This window comes from Fuerstiella marisgermanici (assembly GCF_001983935.1).
GTDB classification, from domain to species: domain Bacteria; phylum Planctomycetota; class Planctomycetia; order Planctomycetales; family Planctomycetaceae; genus Fuerstiella; species Fuerstiella marisgermanici.
Genome location: NZ_CP017641.1, coordinates 3246881 through 3269115 on the forward strand (window position 1 = coordinate 3246881; position 22235 = coordinate 3269115).

General features: G+C 56.4%; 13 protein-coding genes. 5 read left to right on the forward strand and 8 right to left on the reverse strand.

The annotated features are described in order from the left end of the window. Window positions 1-498: 498 nt before the first annotated feature. Window positions 499-1692 (forward strand): DEAD/DEAH box helicase, encoded by a 1194-nt coding sequence (locus Fuma_RS12280; protein WP_077024402.1) that lies wholly within the window; start codon window positions 499-501, stop codon window positions 1690-1692. A 433-nt stretch (window positions 1693-2125) separates the two neighbouring features. Further along, entirely contained in the window at window positions 2126-4027 is a 1902-nt protein-coding gene (locus Fuma_RS12285) for a 30S ribosomal protein S1 (protein ID WP_077024403.1), read from the forward strand. 264 nt (window positions 4028-4291) lie between these two features. Here Fuma_RS12285 and Fuma_RS12290 read toward each other — a convergent pair whose 3' ends face one another. After that, a complete protein-coding gene (locus tag Fuma_RS12290; protein ID WP_077024404.1) occupies window positions 4292-5287 on the reverse strand; it encodes an NAD-dependent epimerase/dehydratase family protein in 996 nt (331 codons plus the stop codon). Between the two features lie 224 nt (window positions 5288-5511). On the opposite strand from Fuma_RS12290, the gene Fuma_RS12295 reads away from it, so the two are divergent. Continuing rightward, complete coding sequence (locus tag Fuma_RS12295; protein WP_083731991.1) at window positions 5512-5922, forward strand: heme NO-binding domain-containing protein; 411 nt, start codon at window positions 5512-5514, stop codon at window positions 5920-5922. Between the two features lie 91 nt (window positions 5923-6013). Here Fuma_RS12295 and Fuma_RS12300 read toward each other — a convergent pair whose 3' ends face one another. The 6 genes from Fuma_RS12300 to Fuma_RS12325 all read right to left on the reverse strand — a co-directional run bounded on the left by Fuma_RS12300 (window position 6014) and on the right by Fuma_RS12325 (window position 16758). Further along, the gene (locus tag Fuma_RS12300; RefSeq protein WP_083731992.1) at window positions 6014-10627 is read right to left on the reverse strand and encodes a PVC-type heme-binding CxxCH protein; all 4614 of its coding nucleotides are present in this window, start codon (window positions 10625-10627) and stop codon (window positions 6014-6016) included. A 262-nt stretch (window positions 10628-10889) separates the two neighbouring features. Continuing rightward, window positions 10890-12179 carry a hypothetical protein gene (locus tag Fuma_RS12305; RefSeq protein ID WP_077024406.1) on the reverse strand — a complete coding sequence of 430 codons (1290 nt, stop codon included), beginning with the start codon at window positions 12177-12179 and terminating at the stop codon, window positions 10890-10892. Between the two features lie 620 nt (window positions 12180-12799). Further along, complete coding sequence (locus Fuma_RS12310) at window positions 12800-13840, reverse strand: vWA domain-containing protein (protein WP_077024407.1); 1041 nt, start codon at window positions 13838-13840, stop codon at window positions 12800-12802. 334 nt (window positions 13841-14174) lie between these two features. Then, a complete protein-coding gene (locus Fuma_RS12315; protein WP_077024408.1) occupies window positions 14175-15026 on the reverse strand; it encodes a YdcF family protein in 852 nt (283 codons plus the stop codon). Beyond that, window positions 15023-15946 carry a diacylglycerol/lipid kinase family protein gene (locus tag Fuma_RS12320; protein WP_077024409.1) on the reverse strand — a complete coding sequence of 308 codons (924 nt, stop codon included), beginning with the start codon at window positions 15944-15946 and terminating at the stop codon, window positions 15023-15025. Before Fuma_RS12320 ends, Fuma_RS12315 begins: the two co-directional genes overlap by 4 nt. Further along, window positions 15946-16758, reverse strand: coding sequence for an HAD family hydrolase (locus Fuma_RS12325; protein WP_077024410.1), 813 nt, complete (start codon window positions 16756-16758; stop codon window positions 15946-15948). The genes Fuma_RS12320 and Fuma_RS12325 overlap by 1 nt, the downstream gene beginning before the upstream one ends. An 88-nt stretch (window positions 16759-16846) precedes the next feature. On the opposite strand from Fuma_RS12325, the gene Fuma_RS12330 reads away from it, so the two are divergent. Then, complete coding sequence (locus Fuma_RS12330; protein WP_077024411.1) at window positions 16847-17974, forward strand: LptF/LptG family permease; 1128 nt, start codon at window positions 16847-16849, stop codon at window positions 17972-17974. Window positions 17975-18303: 329 nt separating this feature from the next. On the opposite strand, the gene Fuma_RS12335 is transcribed toward Fuma_RS12330, so the two are convergent. Further along, window positions 18304-18702 (reverse strand): DUF6793 family protein, encoded by a 399-nt coding sequence (locus Fuma_RS12335; RefSeq protein WP_229360904.1) that lies wholly within the window; start codon window positions 18700-18702, stop codon window positions 18304-18306. A gap of 344 nt (window positions 18703-19046) precedes the next feature. On the opposite strand from Fuma_RS12335, the gene Fuma_RS12340 reads away from it, so the two are divergent. Then, window positions 19047-22136: a PVC-type heme-binding CxxCH protein gene (locus tag Fuma_RS12340; RefSeq protein WP_077024412.1), complete on the forward strand. Its 3090-nt coding sequence runs from the start codon at window positions 19047-19049 to the stop codon at window positions 22134-22136. The last annotated feature ends 99 nt before the right edge of the window (window positions 22137-22235 follow it).

A 22235-nucleotide genomic window follows, 5' to 3' on the forward strand; every position in this document is an offset into this window, starting at 1 on the left:
GGTACCAGTGTTCACTACGGAATTGCGGACACAAGTCCCGACGCGTGTGTCGGGCCCGATTCTGCCGAAACGTACAGAACCCATCGTTCTAACTGGCAGGACGTGTCTCAAACCCGTGCATTCATCGGCTTTTGGGCGGCAGAGGGCATTGACCAGGAAACAAAACTGATTTATACTTAGAGGGTGATCGGCAGCGGAGAAAGTTCCCGCTGCGACCGCTTAATTCTGCAGACCAGCCAATTTCGTAGTCTGCAGTTTCAACTTACGAACTGCGACAGTCTCCGACGATCGTGCTTAGAAACAGCACCGTCGAACATGTCCCCAGCAGTTCGCCGACTGTGACGGTTCTGGTGTTCAACCAGCCCGGTTTTCCGCGATGCGGGCACAGATGCAAAGGCAGACGGTTCCCGAAGTGCGGGACGTCCGGTACGAGCTGCATCTGTCGAATGCCCGACCCGCAGGCAGTCGAATTCAAACACTACAGAATCGGAACTTCTCTTGCAGAACACCACGGAACTCACCTTCGAACAACTCGGTCTTCATCCTAAAACACTCAAAACGCTCGCCCAAAACGGCTACGAAACGCCCAGCCCGATTCAGGCGGAACTCATCCCACTGGCTCTGACCGGCCGCGACTGCATCGGCCAGGCTCGCACAGGCACCGGAAAAACGGCCGCCTTTATGCTTCCTACCATGGAACGCATCGACCTGGCGGAACCGGCGGTGCAGGTCTTGGCCCTGGCACCGACTCGCGAATTAAGCGAGCAGGTAATGATGGAAGCCAAGAAACTGTGTGGCGGACGCATCAAACTGGGAATCGGCGTGGGCGGACGGCCCATTCATCTGCAGATCCGCGACATCGAAAACGGAGCTCAGGGAATCATCGGAACGCCGGGCCGAATCATCGACCTGCTGCGTCGCGGAGCTCTAAACCTGGACAAGCTGAAGGTACTGATCCTGGACGAAGCCGACCGCATGCTGGACATCGGTTTCCGTCCCGACATCGAACGCATCATCAAGCAGTGCCCCAAAAAACGTCAAACGCTGCTGCTGTCGGCCACCCTGCCGCCACCCGTCGAAAAGCTGGCTCAGAAGTACATGACCGACCCGGAGATGGTCGACCTGTCTGAGGACAATGTGGTTGTTGACACGATCGAGCAATACTACGTGACCGTCGACGAGAACCGAAAACGTTCGCTGCTGCTGCGAGTCCTCGCGCAGGAAAAACCAGCTCAGGCGATTGTGTTTACGCGAACCAAGCGAGGTGCCGACAAGCTGCTTGAGGTCTTCTCACGCCGCCTGAAGTCGGACCGCATCGCCGCCATCCATGGCGACCTGCCTCAACGCAAACGAGATCGCGTGATTAAAGATTTGCGAGCTGGCAAGTTGCGTCTGCTGATTGCGACAGACGTGGTAGGCCGCGGGATCGACATCAGTGGGATCTCACACATCATCAACTATGACATTCCCGAATTCTGCGACGACTACGTTCACCGTGTCGGCCGCACGGGAAGGCTATCTTCTGCCGAAAACGGCCGCGCGATTACGTTCGTGCGACTGGATCAGGGTGGCGAGTTGACCAACATCGAAATGCGGATCAACACCGTTCTGCCGGAATACCGCGTGGATGGCTTCGAAGCCTACGCTCCCAAAGAACGCTCACAGCGCACAGTCCGCAAGTTCGGCGCTTGAGTCCGGGATTCGCTGTAGGTGTCGGCGGCCCGAGGGCACCTCGCCGCAGGCGACCTAGAAGCTTCGTGCTGTGAACGCAACGCGACGCCCAATCCACGTGGCAACTCGCTGGCTTGAACCGCCGCAGGATGCGCTGGATTCGGCGAAGCTGAAAGTTCCGTGGGGGCGCCGGAACCTACGACAACCGCCTGCGCTGCGGCGTGATCGGCGTTCGCACGGCGAATTTTGCTGCTATTCCTTCGTAAGATAGGCAGAACTTGACGATTGCTCTGCTGGACTTGAAACCGAACGTTCGATACTATCCCGCAGCTCTACAATCCGAAATATGCTGTTTTTTGCGGGCTATGTGTCCTGCAGGCGATCGGATGTTCACCCTTTTTACGTGTTGTGCTCCCGACGTTCGGGAGCTGGCAGTAGTTTCAGGCTCTTAATAATGGTAGATCGTCACCTCCTCCGCGAATTCAGTGTAGATGATGCAGAACTGGAAGCCGTCTTAGAAGGCTCGTTCGACGCACTCGATGAGGCAATTCAAAACGAAGCCCACACTTACGACATTAACGACATTTTGCAGGGCACGGTGGTCCGCGTTGATGACGAAGAAGTGGTGGTCGACATCGGCTACAAAAGCGAAGGTGTCATTCAGCGTGAGGAATGGGAAGACGGCGAAAAACTGCCTTCGGCCGGTGAGCAGATTGAAGTTCTGCTGGAAGAGTTTGAAGACTCAATTGGCCTGATCGTTCTGTCGATGCGGAAAGCTCGCCGCGTCCGGGACTGGGAAGAAATCATCAAGACGCACGCCGAAGGCGATGTTGTCAGCGGACCTGTGGTTCGCAAAATCAAAGGCGGTCTGCTGGTACTTATCGGCCGCGAAATGGATGGCGACGACGTGGTCAAAAACGGCGTCAACGTGTTCCTGCCAGCCAGCCAGGTCGACGTGCGTCGTCCACCGGATATCGCCGACTACATCGGCCAGGACATCGAATGCATGATCCTGAAGATCGACGAAGCTCGCAAGAACATCGTCGTGTCTCGTCGCCGCCTGATCGAAGAAGAACGCGAACGCGAAAAGCAGGAACTGCTGAAGGTGCTGGAAGTGGGCACCATTCGCAAAGGTACAGTCAAGAACATCGCGGACTTCGGTGCGTTTGTGGACCTTGGCGGTATCGACGGCCTGCTGCATATCACGGATATGAGCTGGGGACGAATCAATCATCCGACGGAAGTTGTCAAGATCGACGACGACATCGAAGTGATGGTTCTGAACATCGATTACGAAAAGGAAAAGATCGCTCTTGGCCTGAAGCAGAAGTCTGCCAGCCCATGGGAAAACATTTCCGAAAAGTACCCGGTCGGTTCGCGCATTACGGGCGAAGTGGTCAACGTGCTGTCGTACGGTGCCTTTGTGAAGCTGGAAGACGGCATCGAAGGTCTGGTCCACATCAGCGAAATGTCGTGGACTCGCCGCATCAATCATCCTTCAGAACTGGTTGCGATTGGCGACGAAGTTGAAGTGATGGTGCTGGGCATCAACGAAGACAAGCAGGAAATTTCGCTCGGCATGAAGCAGACTCAGGAAAATCCCTGGGACAACGTGGCCGACAAATATCCATTGGGTAGCAAGGTCAAAGGAACCGTTCGAAACCTCACCAACTACGGTGCGTTTATCGAGCTGGAAGAAGGCGTCGACGGCCTGTTGCACATCAGCGACATGTCCTGGACTCGCAAGATCTCTCACTCCAACGAAATGCTCAAGAAGGGCGAACCGCTGGAATGCGAAATCCTGTCGGTTGATCAGGAACGTCGCCGCATCGCACTGGGCCTGAAGCAACTGGACGACGACCCATGGGAAACGACGATTCCAGAAAAGTACAGCCCCGGCCGTTCGGTCACGGGCAAGGTCACCAAGATCACCAACTTCGGCGTATTTGTCGAACTGGAAGACGAACTGGAAGGCCTGCTTCACGTTTCGGAATTGTCTGAAGACAAGATCGAACATCCGGAAACGATGGTGAAGGTTGGCGATGAACTGGAAGTCCGCATCCTTCGCGTCGACACAGCAGATCGCAAGATCGGTTTGAGCTGTCGTTCGGATGAAGAGATTCGCGAAGCGGCTGCCGCAGAAGCTGCTCAAGGTGGCGGCGGCGATGGTGGTGGTTCAGCTCCAGCTCGCAAGGTCGAAGACCTCAAGGGTGGAACCGGCGACAGCAGCAAGCCGCTGTTCAGCCTCGGTGGTTCTGCGGACGACTCGTCTGATGCAGACGACGGCGATGCAAAAGCTGAAGACGCCACAGAAGAAGAAAACTCGGACGAAGAAAAACCTTCTGAAGAGGGCTAATTCTTCCTGCCGTGAGCGGCGTCCGTCGCCACGACAATAGAGTGAACGCAACAAGAGGGCGAGCCGTTAAGGTTCGCCCTCTTTGCGTTGACATTGCCCGGGCAGGCCCCGAAATTTCGCACGCAGGGCTGAACAAAAACTGGACGCAGCACGCGATTGGTGTGGCTTGCTGTTACTGTGTATTTCACTTGCTTTTATGGCCGAGGTGCATCGTCAGCACAACAGCGGGCGCAAAGACGGCAACAGGTCGCGGCCGACCAGCGGCTACACCATTCTGTTGATGTCAGTGGCCAATCGCTGCATGCCCTCTTCCATCGATACAATCGGCGTATAGCCGAAGTCGCGTTTGGCTGCTTCGATGCTGTAGCTGTGCGAACTGGCCAGTTGTAAAGCCATAAAGCGTGTCATCGGTGGTTCACCGGGCAATGGCAGCCATGTCCATAACTTCTCCAGTCCTCGACCCACGCGATGGGCGGTCGCCAGCGAGATCGATTTCTTTACGGGCGGCAGTTTCGCCAGTTCCAGAATCTGATCAATCCAGGACCATAGGTTCACAGCTTCCGGCTCGTTAACAAAATACGCATTGCCGGCGGCGGAGACTGTTTCACGTAGCGATGCTTCTGCCTGCAGGTGAGCGGCCGCTGCGTTTTCGACGTTCGCGACAGACACAACGTTGGTACCGTCGCCGACGCGCCGCAGTCGTCCGGATTTTGCCTTCTGCAGCAGGCGAGGGATCAGGTGATTATCGCGAGCCCCCCAAATCAGATGCGGCCGCAGTGATACCGTTCGAAAACTATCATCGTCGTTGGCAGCCAGCACGGACTGTTCAGCCAGAGCTTTGGAATGAGGATAGTGGCACAGCCATTCGCTGGGATAAGCCAGCGATTCATCGGCATCGATGTGCTCTTCGCCGTCAAACACAACGCTCGGCGAACTGGTATATATTAACCTCTGAACACCCGCCTGCCGAGCCGCCTCGATGACGTTGGTCGTTCCAATCGTGTTGGGGCCGTGATAATGCTGCCACGTTCCCCAGACACCGGGAACGGCCGCGACGTGGAACACGCAGTCCATACCTTCGCACGCTGTTGCGACAGCCTGGCGGTCCTGCAGGTCACCGTTAACGACGTGGACATTCAGGCGGTCCAGAGTCGCGTATTTGCCCCGGCAGAAAACGCGTACCTCATGGCCAGCGTCCAGCAACTGTTCGACGATGTATAGGCCGAGGAACCCGCCTCCGCCGGTAACGAGTGCTTTCATGGTGGCAGCTTAGCGGTTGCACGGCACCAATCAATCGTCGAAATCCAACTCAAATTCAGCTCGGTCGTTCCGGTCGCCGCGATTGTAGCCTGGTCAGTCGGGGGACTGTGCCCGCCCAGACGAAATTCCTCGCCCCTCGGGTGGCAAGTCACTCTGCATATTGTCCGATCACGTCTGTGCGGTCTGCTCTGCAACGTCTACAGTCATGGGAAGCACGAATAGCGATGAATGGAATTGTTTTCACTGCATTGAATGAGATGGTTGAACGGACTTTCGGGCTGGAAGCCTGGGACGCATTGCTGCAACGAACGGGGCAATCCGGAATCTTCCCCACTGCCAGCAGCTATCCGGACGACGGCATCATGGAACTGCTGACGGCTCTGGCGGCACAGCAACGAGTGCCGTTGCCAGACGTCACGCGAATGTTCGGCGAGTTTCTTTTCACGGCGTTTCAAAAAGGCGACCGAGCAAAAATGCCCGAGGGTGATTCGGTTGACGAAATTTTGATGTCCGTCGATGAAGCCATCCTTGCCACCGTGGCAAAACAGTTTCCGACAGCAACGCTGCCTCGGTTCAACGTCGACGTCCGACACACAACACGCCGCATGGTCATGACGATGCGATCCGGGGCCTGAAACTGATTCACGGGGACCGGCCCCAAGACACGCGAACGCCTTGCCGCTTGCCACGTTGACTGTCACTAAACCGTAGCGGAGGAATTCCGATTCACTCTGGCGCGACGATCCAGGCCAACAGGTCCAGCACTTCGTCGCGAGTCATCGTGTTCAGCAGCCCTTCCGGCATAATAGAAATCTTCGATTCTTCGCGTTCATCGATCTCTGACTTCGCGATTTCAACCATCGCCGCATTCTTGTCCAGCGGGCTGGCGGCCAGCTTGATAACATCGTCCGTTTCCTCAATAACGACGCCACTGTGCAGCTTGCCCGCCGCGGTGATGATGATCTGAGTTCGATACTGCTGCTCGATGTCTTTCGACGGCTGCAGCATTGATGTCAGTACGTCCTGCGGCGTCAACTTTCCGGCGGCGATTTTTTCGCGGACCGTCTTGAGATCCGGACCGACACTTCCCCCGTCGCCGTTCATCTTGTGGCATTGCTGGCAGGAAACGTCTTTAAACAGCGACTTGCCACGATCGTGGTTGCGGTCCGCCTCGCTTAGCTTCGCCACGGCCGGTGCAAGTTCTTCCGGTTTCCACTTGCGTATAAACTGCCGTTGAGGAATCTCACTGGCTTCCACTTCGCTCTGCTGGTTCATGGCGTCGAGCGGGATGTCGCTGATGTCGTTCACGATGTGAAGCGTGCCCCACATCGTTCGCCAGTGGCCGGGGAACGTGCAAACGTATTGATAGTCGGCGGCTTCATCAGCAGCTGTTAGTTGCAACTTTTCGCGTTGACCAGGCTGCAGCATACCGGTGCCGCTCACAACCTTGTCGCTGTCGGGGATGAACTGTTTGGCAAACGCGTCGGGGGAAGCTCCCATTTTTTCAGCAAGAATACCGACCTCGGTTCGCGAATCGGGCAGCGTGACCACCAGGTTATGCGGCATGATGTCGACGTTGTCCAGCACGATTTCAAACGGCTTTCCGGCCTGCACGTACAGATCGGTGCGATCGTACGCCATGCGATGAGGCACCGGCCTGACGATAAGCACATCGATCGCCAGTTCGCTGATTTTGCGGCGCAGGCTGAGAGCTTCTGCGCGTGGCAGCGTGGTGGATAGATCGCGAGCCAGTTGAATCGCGTCCAACACACCGCCTTCCGTGCGTTCTTTAGCCGGGACGGATTCGATCCACTTGATGAGTTCGTCGATGACAGAGCGCGTTTCTTTGGCGGGCAGGTTGCTGCGGTTCAGCTTCTGAGCGGCCCTGACAGCGACGTCTCGGTATTCCGCTTGGATCATCAGCGGCTGCAACGACCGAAACGTTTCCAGATCGCGGTTCGGGATTGAAGCAAGGGCCAGCGCGGCGGAGCGTCGGATGGATGCTTTAGGATCGCTTGAGCCCGCCGTCAGCAGAAGCTGAATACGATCGTAGAGAGATTCGCGAACGCTGGCGTCCTGAATCAACGGGACAGCTTCGAGCAGTGCGTCGAGTTTTCCTTCGTCCGTTTTGGCTTCGTTCCACAACAGATCGGCCGAACCGTCAGCGGCGATCAAAGCCACCGTGGCGACTTTTCGCGTGATGTCGCGGTTGGCCGATTCAGCCAGCGATGCGATCTGGTCGCGTTTCGGTTTCAGTGCCGCGGCCGGCGTCATGCTGATCATGTGAGTCATGTCAGCGATGATGTGATCGGCGTGTCTTAGTTCGGATTCATCGAGCCGCCGGATCGCTGACAGAGTTTCCGTCACCATATCCGTGCCGCGCAGTTTGCCGAGGCCGTTGATGGCTTCCATGCGATAGCTGTGGACGATGCCTTCTCGCGAAAGCAGTTCGGTGTAAACCGGTTCGCTGCGTTTCATGCCCAGCAGGTCGGGCGTGGAAACTCGGCTGACGATGTATTCGACGGCTTTCGGGTTCCCGACAGCAAACGGCTGCCCGGTCCCCAACGACGGCAGCCAGTACGGTTCGAGCGAGCGGATGGTATGCCGCAGCGTGTAGTCGATGTAGTAATCGGTGGGATGCTTGAGTGCTTCGAGAGCGATCTCGGCGGCTTCCGGGGTTTCGAAGAAGCTAAGAGCACGGACGGCTTCCAGTCGGACTCGGGGGTGTTCGTCGTTGATCGACCGGCGAAGCAGACCCAACGTTGACAGCCCGTCGGGCGCGAATGGGCGATTTTTCTCAATGCTGCTGAGATAATTCCCTTTCGGATCGTTCGCAATAGTGATACCGAGTGGCGAGTCTAAACGTTTACGCCAATACCCCAGAACTCTCGTAGCGGCAGAACGAACCCTGTAATTGTCACTCGCCAAGCCGTACAACAAGGTCACGGCGCTCACGGTTCGGGTAAATTCAATCTCCGATGAGATCGCATCGTGATGCTGCAGGACCCAGAGGGCTTCCAACGAGTAATGGTCAAATCTGGGATCGTCACCATCCAATGATTCTATCCACGCCATCAGCGCATCGACAACTTCGCGAGTCTCAAACTCCCGCAACTTCAACCTCGCTCGATACCGTACACGGTCTTCCGGTTCGGCCAGCAACCTCACCAGCGCATCAACATCGCCTTCGTCAATATCTGGTGGCGTTAAGAGATCTCGTCCCTTCGCCGTCACTCGCCAGATGCGGCCGTGAGTCTTGTCTCGGTTCGGGTCTCGCAGACTGTGCTGCATGTGGCCGATTAGTGGGTTGAACCAATCGACGACGTATAACGCTCCGTCGCCGCCGAATTCCAGATCTACCGGGCGGAAGTTGCGGTCGGTGGAATACAGCAGCGGTTCGATTTCTTTGCCTTCGAAACCGCTTCCGACCTCTTTGACCGTGTGCTGCATAATTCCCTGAAAGCCGATCACGTTATTCAGCAAAAAATTGCCCTGAGCTTCCGGCGGAAAGTGGCGGCTGCTGACGAACTCGCAGCCCGATGTCGGGCGGACTCGCTTGGGAAACCACTGCTTCATCTGTTCCTGATAGGCGAATCGAAACGGACCGAAATCTTTCTGGCCGGTGTACTGCGGAGCCTTCGTGCTTAATGCTGTTCCAAAATAGTTTTCGCCACCGGATGCGTCGGAGACAAACGTCTGCCCCCATGCGTCGAAGGCCGATCCCCATGGGTTGGCGAAGTTGTAATGAATGAAGGTTTCCAACTTTTCGCGAGTTGGGTCGTAGCGGTAGACCGCTCCGTAAGCATTTCGTACCGGACCATACGGCGTTTCCACTTGAGTCACATGAAACGTGCCTTCGTGCATGTACAGTCCGCCGCCTGGTCCCCAGGTGAAAGCTCCGATGGCGTGGTGCGAATCGGCGGAATCGAATCCGTGCAGCACGAGCCTGCGTTCGTCACCAACCAGATCGCCGTTAGTGTCACGGATGTGCATCAGGTTCGGTTCCTGAGCGACATAGATTCCGCCGTCGCCCAGTTCAAAACCAGTGGGCAGATGCAGGCCGTCGGCAAAGACGGTTTGCTTGTCGGCCTCGCCGTCGCCATCGGTGTCTTCGAGGATCAGAATTTTATCGTTGGGCTTGTTCGGTGGCAGGTACTGCGGATACGACGGCATCGTCGCGACCCAGCAGCGGCCCTTCAGATCAAATGTGATCTGGACGGGATTCTTAAGGTCTGGGAAGTTAATCTCGCTGGCAAACAGATTGACTTCATAGCCATCCTGGACGACGAATTTCTTCGCGGCTTCGTCGGGAGGCAGAATTCGCACCGGCTGTTTGAAGTTGGTCGGCACGTCGTACAGCGGCCGAGTTCCGCTATCGTCGATGCTGGCTGGCACTGTTTCACCCCGAGCCACCTTCCAGATCCGAGCGTCTCGCACGGCCGTCATGTCGTCGAGCTTACCTCGTTCGTTTTCGATGACGTAGGCGTCGGTGTAGGGAGGGTTACCGTGATCGCGCTGAGAACGACCGCCATAGATGTAGTATCCGTTGACGGCTCGATAGCGGTGAAAGAACTGGAAGTTTTTTTCGAGCACCTCAGCGCGAAGAGGTTCGAGTTTGTCGGACCAGTCTGGTGACTTTCCGAACAGCCCTTGCATCAACAAAGGAGCCATCGCCTTGTAGCCGTCTTCCGAAAGGTGCACGCTGTTGAAGGTTAGGTTCTCTTCATGCTGCTGGTACAGGTCCAGCGTCGGATGAAACAAATCGACAAACGACACCTCATGCTTGTCAGCGAGTTGCTGCATCGCTCGCGTATAGAGCTTCAGATTTTCATTCGTTGCCGAACCGTCCGGCCAATGCGGATTGTCGGTGTCCTCAGCCGCAATCGGAGACATCAGTACCAGCTTCGGAGGGGCTTCTCCGTTGTAATTCTGGCTCAGCGTGTGAGTGACAAACGCTTCCAGTTCGGCTTTAAACGTCGGCAGTCCCTTTGGCCCGGCGAACGATTCGTTGAAACCGAAGAAGGCCAGAATCACGTCCGCCTGTTGCATGGTCAGGTGTTGATCGGGCGTGCCGAAATCCAGCGAACGAGGCCGAAAACGAACTTCATCGGCGGAATAGCCGAGGTTCCTGACAACCAGATCGTGTTCTGGAAACTGCGCATGGAGCAGCGTTTCGAAGTATCCGAAATGCTGCATCCGTTCGGCCAGCGTATTGCCAATCAGGCAGACATGGTCACCTCTGTTCAGCACCAATCGATCGGACGCCGCGACTTTTTCGGCTGGTGTAGTTCCTGCCAGCAGAACAAGTAAGAGCGTGAAGGTTTTCAGAAAATGAATCATGAGCCAATCGCATCTGTTGTGCATTGCAAATACCCCAAACGAAAAAGGGCACCGGTATGATACCGGTGCCGCGAGGGGACGCATCAGGAATTTGGAAGGAAGGGAGATGCAGAAGGGAGCTAATCACCATGAAAGGAGAAGGGGAAAGGTGACATGCCGTCAGCCCGGATGGGGAAGGGGTAAGCTGACGGTGATGCTTTCAAGTGTCTCAAAAAATGAGTCGTCACAATCTGAAGTTATGGGTTTCAGATCACTTCAACAACTAGTCGTCCAGTGCCACTGTGGTTTGAGGAGCTGAGCGTTCGTTTGATGAAGCGGTGCGACTGCTTTCGCTGGAACTACGGCTGGCTTTCCAACCACCGATTCGTACCGTCGCGTTCGCCTTCGGCTGACTCACACGTGGCTGGCTTGCGGCAGTTCGTCCGGATCGTGATGAATTCGAACGCGAGTAGCTGGACCGAACGACTTCGTTACGTGGGCGGTCCAAAGAGGCCCCAAAGCTTGGTGGTGCGATGCTGTCGGCAGGAAATGTCTTTGGTGGCTTGGACAGAGGTTCGTCTTCGATCGGTGGAGTCAGAGTCCGCGAACGGCTCGAACGTTGAAAGCGGCCATCGTCGTCTGCGTCGCTTCGCTTGAATTCACGATCGCCGTTCCGAGCTGGGGCTTTTCCATCTTCCTGAAACGCACTTCGCGTTTCACCGAATGCCGGGTCAGGTTCCGGTCGATTCGCCACTCGGCTGGTGTCGGCATCGTCGACGATCCACGCGGTGGTTGCTCCACCCGCATATCCGCCGTAGCCGCCATACCCATAGGCCATTGAAGTGCCGATGGGTACGGTGCGATACGCCGTCACTGGTTTATTGACCATCACGGTTTGTTTCTTCATGACCAGCTTCTGAACGGCCACTCGTTCGGTCTTCACTTTGGCGACCATGTGCGTTTCATTGACCACAACCTGCTTAGTGCCTCGTACAGCCACCTGCCGCGTTGTGGCGACGTTGCAGGCCATCATCTTTGGCACATACTGACGGCTGGTGCGATAGTTGGGCGTGAACGCCGAACGAAACGAATAGCCTGTTCGGTTTAACCAGCCCATGAAACCGGGACGCGGGTCAACCTGACACGGAGCACACTTGGCGACCGGTGTGTAGTTAGTCTGCCAGCGGCCCATGTCGCGATGGACGACTCGATTTTCTGTAACGTTCTGGTACGAAACAGTGGGCACTTCGACGGTTCGTTGCCGACTGACCGGTTCGTAGACGGTGACCTGTCGGTCTTCGTAGGCCGTTTCATACGTCGGCACTTCGACGGTTTGTTTTTCCTGCCGGTAGGTGGTCACCGGCACTGTTTGGTAACAGACCTGCTGCACCGGCTGGACGGGCGTGCAGGACGTGACCTGTGCACACGACGCCATCGAATGGATGGGCGGCGCGACGGCAGCGGCCGTACCACAGCTTGAACAGCCGCTGTCGTAGAACTGAGCGGATGCCAGCGGTTGACTGGCCAGTGCCACAACAAGTGCGGAAGCTGTTGAGAAACTTCTGAACAACATGACTTTCTTCCCTGAGAGGAACTTACTGAGGCACAGCCGAAGTGCGGGTTCGGTAATTCTGCGCAACGGCAAAGTTGAGAAGATCACAGTCTGCCAATGGACACACGGGCAAGCTGCGAAACAGGATTGAGATAGACGGGAACACTGGCAACTTCAGGAGGAAGCCGCCGGACGGGCATCACAGGAATGTGATGAGAGGTTTGTGGTGAAGATGTGACGCAGAACTGAGCCAGACGGCCAAATGTGCCGCGTTCAGCACTGCGTGAGTCAGAGATTTAACGCAACCGAAAAAATGGGTCAATAGCGGTTAAAGTTTCTAAAGCGGAAGTTTCTGCTCGATCAAACCCCAATCGACGTAAGTCCAATAGCTTCGTTCCGTCTCCGGCAGAATCTGCGCGGTCACGTTGTCGCGAGGGTTCTGCTTCCCGATCAGCAACCTGATATCGCTACAGAATCACCAATAAACGCGTTTGCATTTCTGGTGGTGCGAATCGCCGAGTCGCGCAGCTTTCGCTGCACAAAACGAACGGCTTGATTCTGCTCAACAAGGACGGCCAGGCCTGTGAGGTTCGCTGTTCGGCGGCTTCTCTACTTGGAAAGTCGAGCCACAATCGCTGCATCTAGCGGTTGGGGATGTAGACGTACCTGGCGCCCGATTGAGAGGCCAGATGCTGCAGCCAGGTCGGATCGCGTGATTCTCTGGCACCGCTGGCGAATTCAACGACGTGAATTTGAGCATCGCTGCGGTTGGCTCGGCGAATGGCCTTGAGTTCCGCCGGCGACAGCGACGGTTCGGCTCCGTCCGTCAAAAAGTAAACGACATCAGGGTTAAGGGCTAATGCGGCCAGCAGTGGTGGCATATGTTTTGTCCCGCTGGAGGCTTCCTCCGCATCAATCGCAAATTCGGCCAACTGCACCTTAACGACGGTCGCCTCATAAAGGTCCTGCTTTGGTCCAGTGCGGAATTCCACCGGCTTCACCTGGTCGTTGTAGAACAAGATTTGAAACCGTTGATTCGGCTTCAACAGCCGCAAGCTGCTCTTAAGCTGGCTTTTGGCCAGATCCAGTCGGCCGCCTCCCATGCTGCTGGAAATATCGATCACGTATACAAACGTTTGGCCATTGCCGACGATATTCATGAAGGATGTATCGCCCGGCCCCGGAGTTAACGAGCCCGCTGCCCCGCCGCCATTTCTCGATCGCGGACGAATCAATTCGGGAATCCCGGTTCCAACAGACGGCAGCCCGCCAATGGGAGCCCCTGGGCCGATCGTTTCTGGTAGCTCACGATCTGCGTTTTCGGCTTGCGCTTCTGATTCGCTGGGCTGTTCGTGCCCCAGCATTTCGGCCACGCTGGGCACTTCGGTAGGAAGAGCTTCCTGCACAGGTCGGTCCTGCGGCTGTTCCGTCGGCTGTTCTGCTTCGCCGTTCTGTGAATCGGTGGATGAGTTCTCGGCCGGGTTTGCCGCACTGTTCGGCACGATGGCCAGCCCGATTTCGCGATAATCACGGCCTCCGGCAGCGGATGGAGCTCCCTTGTCGCAGCCGCGAAGCGACATCCCGGCGATGACCAGAATCAGTGCATGCACGCACAGCGACGCAAGGCTGCAGGGCAACAGCGACCACTTTTCGATTCGCGGAGATGCTGTTTGAGGTTGCATGGCGGGCGTTCACTTAAGGAAGTTCCTGTACCCTCAGCTTACGCGAGTCAAGGGCCGATAATCAACCCGGATTTCAGGTTCGAGGAGTGAGCTGGAGGAGGTCTTCGATCGGGAGTTGGAACGTCGAATGCCGAACAAGGAATGTCGAAGTCAGAAGTGGGTTGCAGTTGTGCTGTACCGCAGGACGGGACGGAAGTCAGAGATTACCTGCCGCCGTCTTCGGCCCAACCAGGAATTCGCCACCATCCCAACGGCTTTTCCCTTCGTGATTCAAAATTCCTTGTTCGGCATTCGACCTTCTTTCCCTATCAACTTCCAATCCCTCGCCGGCCCACTACCGTCCGACCAGCATTCCCAGGCATTCCTTTGCCACTCGAGTCGTCGCGTGCAGCGAATCGGCCGACGGAATATACGAAAGAATCGTCTCACCAGTGGTCAGCGTGCGCTTCGGTTCGCTCAGGAAGTCGGCGGGTAGCGGGTCGGGATGGAAGTTATTGCGAATTGCCAGCCGCATGGCTCGAGGTAAATGCCATGCCGATGTCACCACGCCGACGCGTTGTCCTGAGTCGCTGAAACGTTTACCCAACGTCTCCATTTCTTCAGACGTCGTCCGACCGCCCAACTGTTCAATGGCTGATTCCGGCACCCCCAAGCCTTGTAATACGGTGGAAGACGCCTGAGCCGGATCGATTCCGACAGAATCCATGCTCTCAATTCGCTGCCCTGTGCAAATCAGGCGTTTTGCCAATCCCTGGTGATAAAGTTGAGCCGCCAAAATCAGCCGGTCGCCCGACGCGTTGCCCTGAGGCCGATCGTTTGCGGCAATCGTTGTGCCGCCGCCGAGCAGCACCACGACATCGTACGCTTCGCTTTGCAGAGGATCGATCTGCACGTACGGCTCCTCAATCGTTGTGACCAGCCACGCCACAAAGATGCCGTTGCCCGCTACAGAAAACATGGCCCACCCAACGAACAGCAGGGCCGCCAGTTTTCTTTGGTGTGAGATCCACGCGGTGAGCACCAGCCCCGTCAAAACGTACCAGATCATTCCGCTTGGCATCGCCAGAGCCGTGGCAATCTTTTCGACCGCCTTGCGGCCCAGAGTCCCCCCGATGATCGCCAGAATGGCGGCCGTCCCGATCGCGAACCCAACAATGACATTTGAACACCTGACTTCGTAATTCATGCGCGGACCAACAGCTTCATGGATTTCGGATCGATTCTGACTGTGACCGGGCAATTGGCCGCAGGATCGCCATCGCACTGCACCGGAACGTTGGCCACTTTAGACTGCAACCGAACCTCAGTCGCTAAAAATCGAGTCACATCGGTGCGACGGTCGGAAAACCCCATCCGGGTGCGTAAACCATGAATCATCGTCGCAAACGAACCGGCAATTCGAAAAACTCGCACGTCCAATTGTCCGTCATGAGGGTCGCTGGCCGGACAAAACGGTATCCGAAAACCGTACTGCGGAATATTGGTGATGATTACATGACTGCCCGTCGCCAACACGTTGCCGTCGACATCACAGACTTGAATTTCAGGAAAGGCGTACGACGTGAAACTGGTGACGATTGGCCAGCAATAACTGACATGGCTGATATTGCCCTTCCGAACTGCCGTAAATCGTCGGACCACTTCGGCATCGACACCGGCACTGGCCATAAGTAGAAAACGCTGGTCGTTGACGAAGGCCGTGTCGAACAGCGAAACCTTGTTCTGCTGAATGATCTCGGCCACTGTGCGACCGCAGCGAGGAATCTGCAGGTGGCGAGCGACAAGGTTTTCCGTTCCGAGCGGCAGTGTGGCGATCGGAAACTGCGAATGCCGATTGGCCAAACTGGCGATCGTGCCATCACCGCCAGCCGCGACCAGACAGGCAATACGTTCCGCCACATCGGGCCGCCGGACGAAGCGGTCCAGGCGATCTCGATTGGCGAATAAACTAACTCGGTAACCCATTCTCTTCAGATGTCGCACCATCGTCAGAATGTGCTGTGCGCCACGCCCGGAACCCGACGTCGGATTTCGCTGAATCACTACTCGATCACGCTCGCCTGGCGGGCCGGCCTGATTGGATTCTGCGGTGGCGGTTGGCGGCATCACGGGATCGAAGCACTCCCACGGTCCACGCCGGCGACCTTATCTGCTGCTTCGTTCACCCCAATCAGCTGCCGCAGCGATGTGATCTTCACCGCACCGCCGGTGGTTGGCGTCACACCGACAGCCGAACGGCAAACCCACGCCGCTTGCATGCCTGCCGCTGAAGCTCCTTCGACGTCATTGGTGAGGTCGTCGCCTACGAAGAGGATGCGGTTCGGTGCGACGCCGATCTGCTGCGACACGGCGTCAAAGAATGGTTTTGCAGGTTTTCGCCAGCCAACAACGGAGGAAATGACGCGGTGCCCCACATGTTTCAGTTCCGGCAGCCCGTCGCAGACCGCGTTCAGACGCTGGTCAAAGTTGGAAGCGATCGCGGTTTGCAGACCTCGCCGATAAAGTTCGTCGATCAGGCCCGTCGCATCTTCAAAGCACCGCCAGTTTTCCGCACGCCGGAAGTGGTCGAAAAGGTGGTCGAAGCAATCCTGAAATCCGTCGCTGTGTGCGTTGCCATTGCCGGTTGCTGCGGGACACAATCGGCGAATCAGGTCAGCCCAAAACTGGCGTTCAGTTTCTTCGCTGGTCCGCAGATCGGAATCGCGCGACCGTTCGGTCAGAGCCAACTTGACCACGCGAGCGACTTCGGCCGACTCAATTTGGTGGCCGCAATGTTGCTGGATCGCTTGCCGATACGCTTCCGAAACCGACGGTTCCGGGTACATGACAGTGCCCACCGCATCGAACGCCACGGCTTCGATTTCCGGCAATGTGGCCAGCAGGCCGCCTTCTAACAAGTTTTGCTCCGGTTGGCTCATCCGTCATTCCGGTTCGAGTTTCGGCAGGTTCTGCCTGTTTCCATGTCATCTTGACCCAAACAAACCAAACACGTCACACTGCGGGGCCATGATTCCATCGCTGACAACATTCGATCGCTACATCCTGAAAAGGGTAGTCCACACGTTCGCCGTGTTCTTCGTCGCGACGTACGGGTTGTATATGGTGATCGACCTGTTTTCCAACGTCGACGCTTTTCTGGGCGAAGACGGTTCTCAAGCGGACGTCGGCCTGTCCATCCTGCGATACTACTCCTACCGCGTCGCCGAATTCCTGCAGATGACCGGGTCGATACTGATCGTGATTTCATGCGTCACAGTCCTCGGCCTGCTGGAAAAACACTCAGAATCGCACCCCATTCTGGCCGCCGGTGTGCCCGCGTTTCGCCTGCTGCGGCCGCTGGTGATCGGCGGGATCCTGCTAAATATGGCGTTGGTGGCCAACCAGGAACTCATCATGCCGCGAATCGCCGTCGAACTGCAGACGCCTCGTGGAAGTCAGAGTGCAGAAACTCAGAAGGTTGAGCCCGTTTACGATTATTCCAACTGCATGATGCACATTGACGGCGACCAGGTGGTTATCGAAGAACGGCGGCTGGACAATGCAACCTTTGACCTGCCGAGCGAACTGGCCAACGAATCGTATGCATTAAAGTGTGAGTCGGCTGTGTACATGCCCAAGACCGACAAGCACCCGGCAGGCTGGTTGTTGAGAAATCTGACGGGTCTGTTTGACGCAGAGATGCTGACAGAAGCCGGCCGAAAACGCATTGTGCCGCGCAGCAATGGGAAGGATTTGTTTATCGTTTCCGACGTCAGTTTCGATCAACTGTACAATCGAGGTCGAAACCTGAAGCTGTTGTCATCCATGCAACTCGTGGAACGAATCCGCAACCCTTCGACCGGTGTGATGCCCATGCAGCGTCAAAGCCTGGCTTTGCATTCCCGGCTGACTCGACCAATGCTGTGCCTGTTTTCCATCGCGATTGCGTTACCGTTGGTGATGCGACGCGAATCTGTCAGCCTGATCATGAACATGGCCATCTGCGCGTTCGTGCTGGGCGCGTTTTACATCTTCACGGAAGGCTGCCTCGCTATGGGCGACGCAAGATTTATCCGTCCTGACCTGGCCGCATGGATTCCCGTGATGACTATGGGCAGCGCAAGTGTCTGGACGTCAGGTTACGTTCAAACGTAACCGCGTCTCGAGGGATGTCAATTTTATTACTGACGGATCTCGTATGGCGTGTCCATGACATCGTTTAACCCGTAGCCGGAGGCGCAGGCGTCCTCTGGTTGGGATCTATAAGTCTTCAGCGTCGGCTGCGGCACAGCCCTCCCCAGCCACGCCTGCGCCTCCGGCTGCGGGTTAAACGATGGGCAGCAATGCGGCTTTCATATGATGACGCCCTAGGAAATCTGATCGTGCGCAAGTCGTTTTCGTGAGGGAAGACACCGTCACTTATTTAATTCACGTCTCGAGAGACTGAGCTACGTCGTTGTATCTCGCCGTAGGCCGCCCGCTGTCTACCAGCCCATTGCCATATTCGATTCGATGACTCGTTGAGCTTCCTTCAGGTCTGAGCCTGTGTCGATCATGTATAACCGAATGGCGTGCAGCTTGTCGCCGGACGCTCGGTTCAGGCAGTCGCGAGCGACATCGCAGGGTTCCCCGTTCCCCGTCAGGCCCAGCAACCGTTTGCTGATCACCCACAGGTCGCGAGGACGTTTGGCGATGCGTCGAATTTTTTCTTCAGGGTAGTGTTGAGCGGCGATGTGTTCGGCCTGTTCAAGACTACTCGCCCATCCGACCATGATGTGCGATTCCGTTTCAATTTCATACAACGCCATCAATTCGCCCTTCGCTGTCCTGCCTGGTTTTGTCGTTTGCGGCGGCATGATACGCTTTTGTGCAAATCGTTCCATGCCCAGCAGACCATTCGCGGGCGAGTCGTCAGGTGAAACTGGAAACGCGAAGTTTAGAGTCGGAAGTGGCGTTCGGACCAGTAAATTCGGTAATTTCTGGCTGAGCGTCGCCAGCAAACCACTCGGCCGACGACTCGCTTTCCGTTCACGGCGGTGGACATTATTCTCCGGTTCTTCATATACGGACGGTGCCGTGTGGTCAAAATCGTCAATGATTTTCGATCGCGCATAGCCGTTTAGTCGCTCGCCCCGATTTTCGTAAGCCTACGACGATAAACCGGGCGAATGCCCAGACGGGTCAACAAGACCGAACGCTGCCCAGCGCCGCTTAGCGAGAAAAAAACATGCCACGCATACTCCCTGTTCTACTAGTCGCACTGGCAGGAATTGCGGCCGCCGATGAATTCCCGGCTCCGGTGAATACTCAGGCCGCTGGCGAACACCCGCCGTCGCCGCGCGAGATGCTGGACCTGTTCGAATTGCCGGAAGGCTTTCAAGTGAAGCTGTTCGCCGGTGAGCCCGATGTACAGCAGCCAATTGCCTTCGACTTCGACGACAAGGGGCGCATCTGGGTCGCGGAAAACTACACGTACAGCTCGCATGGCAAAATCGATCCCAACCTGCGAGACCGCGTCATTATTCTGCACGACAAAGACGGCGACGGCGAACACGACGAACGCAAAGTGTTCTGGGACAAAGGCAGCATGCTGACGGGGCTCACGTGGGGCTACGGAGGTCTCTGGATTCTGAACGACGGCACTCTGTCATTCATCCCCGACAAAGACGGCGACGACGTTCCTGATGACGAACCGGTCGTAATGCTAAACGGCTGGACAAAGAACGCCGGGCACAACTTTGTTAGCGGCCTGCTGTGGGGCCCGAATGGCTGGCTGTACGGTCGACATGGCATCACCGACACATCGTACCCCGGCACGCCGGATACTCCGAAGGAAGAACGACAGCCAATCAACTGCGGCATCTGGCGGTTTCATCCAACGAAGCACACGTTTGAAGTCGTCTGTCACGGCACGACCAACCCGTGGGGGCTCGATTACAACGAAGTCGGCGACATGTTCATGACCAACAACGTGATCGGTCATCTATGGCACGTGATTCCGGGAGCTCACTACGAACGCATGTTCGGCCAGGACTTTAATCCTCATCTGTACGAACTGATGCCTCAAATTGCCGACCACTATCACTGGGACACGACCGGCAAGTGGTCCGAAAGCCGCGACGGAGTGGCCGATGACCTCGGCGGCGGCCACAGCCACTGCGGCGGCATGATCTACTACGGCCAGAATTTCCCAAAGGAATATCATGGCAAAATCTTTATGTGCAACACTCACGGCCGCTGCGTCAACGTGAACCGTCTGGAACGCAAAGGCAGCACGTATGTCGGCAAGCGAGAACCCAATTTTCTGAAGGTCAACACGCCCTGGTTTCGCGGCGTGGAATTAAAATACGGCCCCCGTGGCTGCGTGTATCTGACCGACTGGTCCGACAACGGCGAGTGCCATGACCACGATGGAGTGCATCGCACGAGTGGACGGATTTATCGGATTTCGTATGGCGAGGTCGAAAATCGAGCGTTCGACCTGCAAGCTCAATCGATTCATGAACTCCTTCAAATTGCGACGTCCAACAGTTCTAAACAAGAATGGCACCGCCGCCGTGCGTCGCGGCTTTTCACCGAAAAGTATGCGGAGTCAACGGAGGCAGCAAAATCCAACATCCGCCTGACCAACACAGGTTATTGGTCCCATGAGTCCTCTGCTTATAAAGTTCAACGCCATATGATTCAAAAGTTTCAGAATTTGGCTGCTGTGGATGCGTTGAGTGATGAACAGATTTCCCGAGCGCTGATTTGTAAGGACGAATTGCTGCGTAGTCTTGCAGTGGAACAAATCACCAGCAAACCGGAGATGCTCAACCGGCTGCACGGGCTCATGGACGCGTGGATCCATCACAACGAAGAGTCTCCTGTCGTCTTGATGACGTATGCGTCAGCAATTCAGAGGTATGCGGGGGAAATTCACCGTAACGGAACATTGGTCGGAAGATTCCCTGGTCAGTCGGCACTGCTCAAGCTGGCACGATCTTGCAAAGCTGATCACGCACTGCAGTTGATGACGTGGTACGCTTTCGAAAAGGCGGAAAGCCAGTCGCACATTCACTTTCAGGCGGTGTGGATTGAAGATCCCAAAATCCGTTCTTTCATGATGAGACGCCTTGCATCCGATTGGCAACGCAATGGGCACTTTGTAGTCGATCAACTGAAGATTTTGGGACATGCGATCTACGGCGCACCAAGCGACGCCGTACGCACGGAAGACCCGAAGCATGCAGCGCTCACTCTTCTTCAGGGGATATCCGAGGGTATGAAGGGGCAGGTCGGTCTCAAGAAACCTCGCCACTGGAAGGCAGTCCGAGAAATGCTCACGAAAATTGACGACCCCAAAATCGACCGATTCGTCGCTGAAATGTCTGCTGCATTCGGCGATCTCGACGCGACCGGGGATCTCTTAGACCTGATTGACGACCGTGATGGCGACCACTTGGTTCGTTCGCGAGCAATCGAAAATGTGGCGAGGCTGAAAGTGCCGAATGCCGTGTCGATTCTCCTCCCGCACCTCACCGACCGAGCTGTCTACGTCGACGTAGCCCGCGCATTGGCCTCCTTCGACGATCCTCGCATCCCCGCAGAACTGCTGAAACGCTGGGACGGGTTGCGGCACGGCAGTCAGGAAGCGGCGATGGATACTCTGGTGAGTCGCAAGTCGTACGCGGTGGAACTCGTCAAGGCGATTGATGATGGGCGAGTGGACAGCGGTGCTCTGACGGCGGCTCATGTGAGGCAGTTGGTTTCCTTTAACGATCCGAACATCACCAAAATCATCGAAGCAAAATGGGGCGTCGTTAATCAGTCGTCCGAAGCGAAGCAGACAATGATCGGAGACCTGAAGCAACGGCTCACCCCGGACGTGCTGGCTGCGGCCGATCTGGAAAACGGTGCTGCGTTGTTCAAGAAGTCGTGTGCCAACTGCCACAAGCTGTACGGCGAAGGCGGAAAGATCGGTCCGGACCTGACCGGGGCTAACCGAGGCAACATGGACTACCTTCTGGGAAATATCGTCGATCCCAGCGGCGAAGTCCCGAAGCAGTTCACCGTGTCCGTGATCGCTTTAACTTCCGGCCGAGTCATCACGGGCGTTGTGATCGGCGAAACAGAACAGGTCATAACCGTCCAAACCGACAAAGAACAAATGACGATCGCCGTCGCCGATATCGAAGAACGCACGCGCACCACCAAATCCCTCATGCCCGACGGCCTGCTGGACGCCCTCACCGAAGACCAGCGCCGAGACCTCATCGCCTTCATCCAACATCGGGCCGGTACGCACCGGCAGGCGGTTGGCGTGGCGGGCGAGTGACGGGGCAGAGGCTGAAGCGCCGGCGGTGCTTCTGTTAGTCGCGGGAGGTGGCTCGGTGTTTCGCATCGGCCAAGACAATTGTCGTGGATCGCTCCGCGA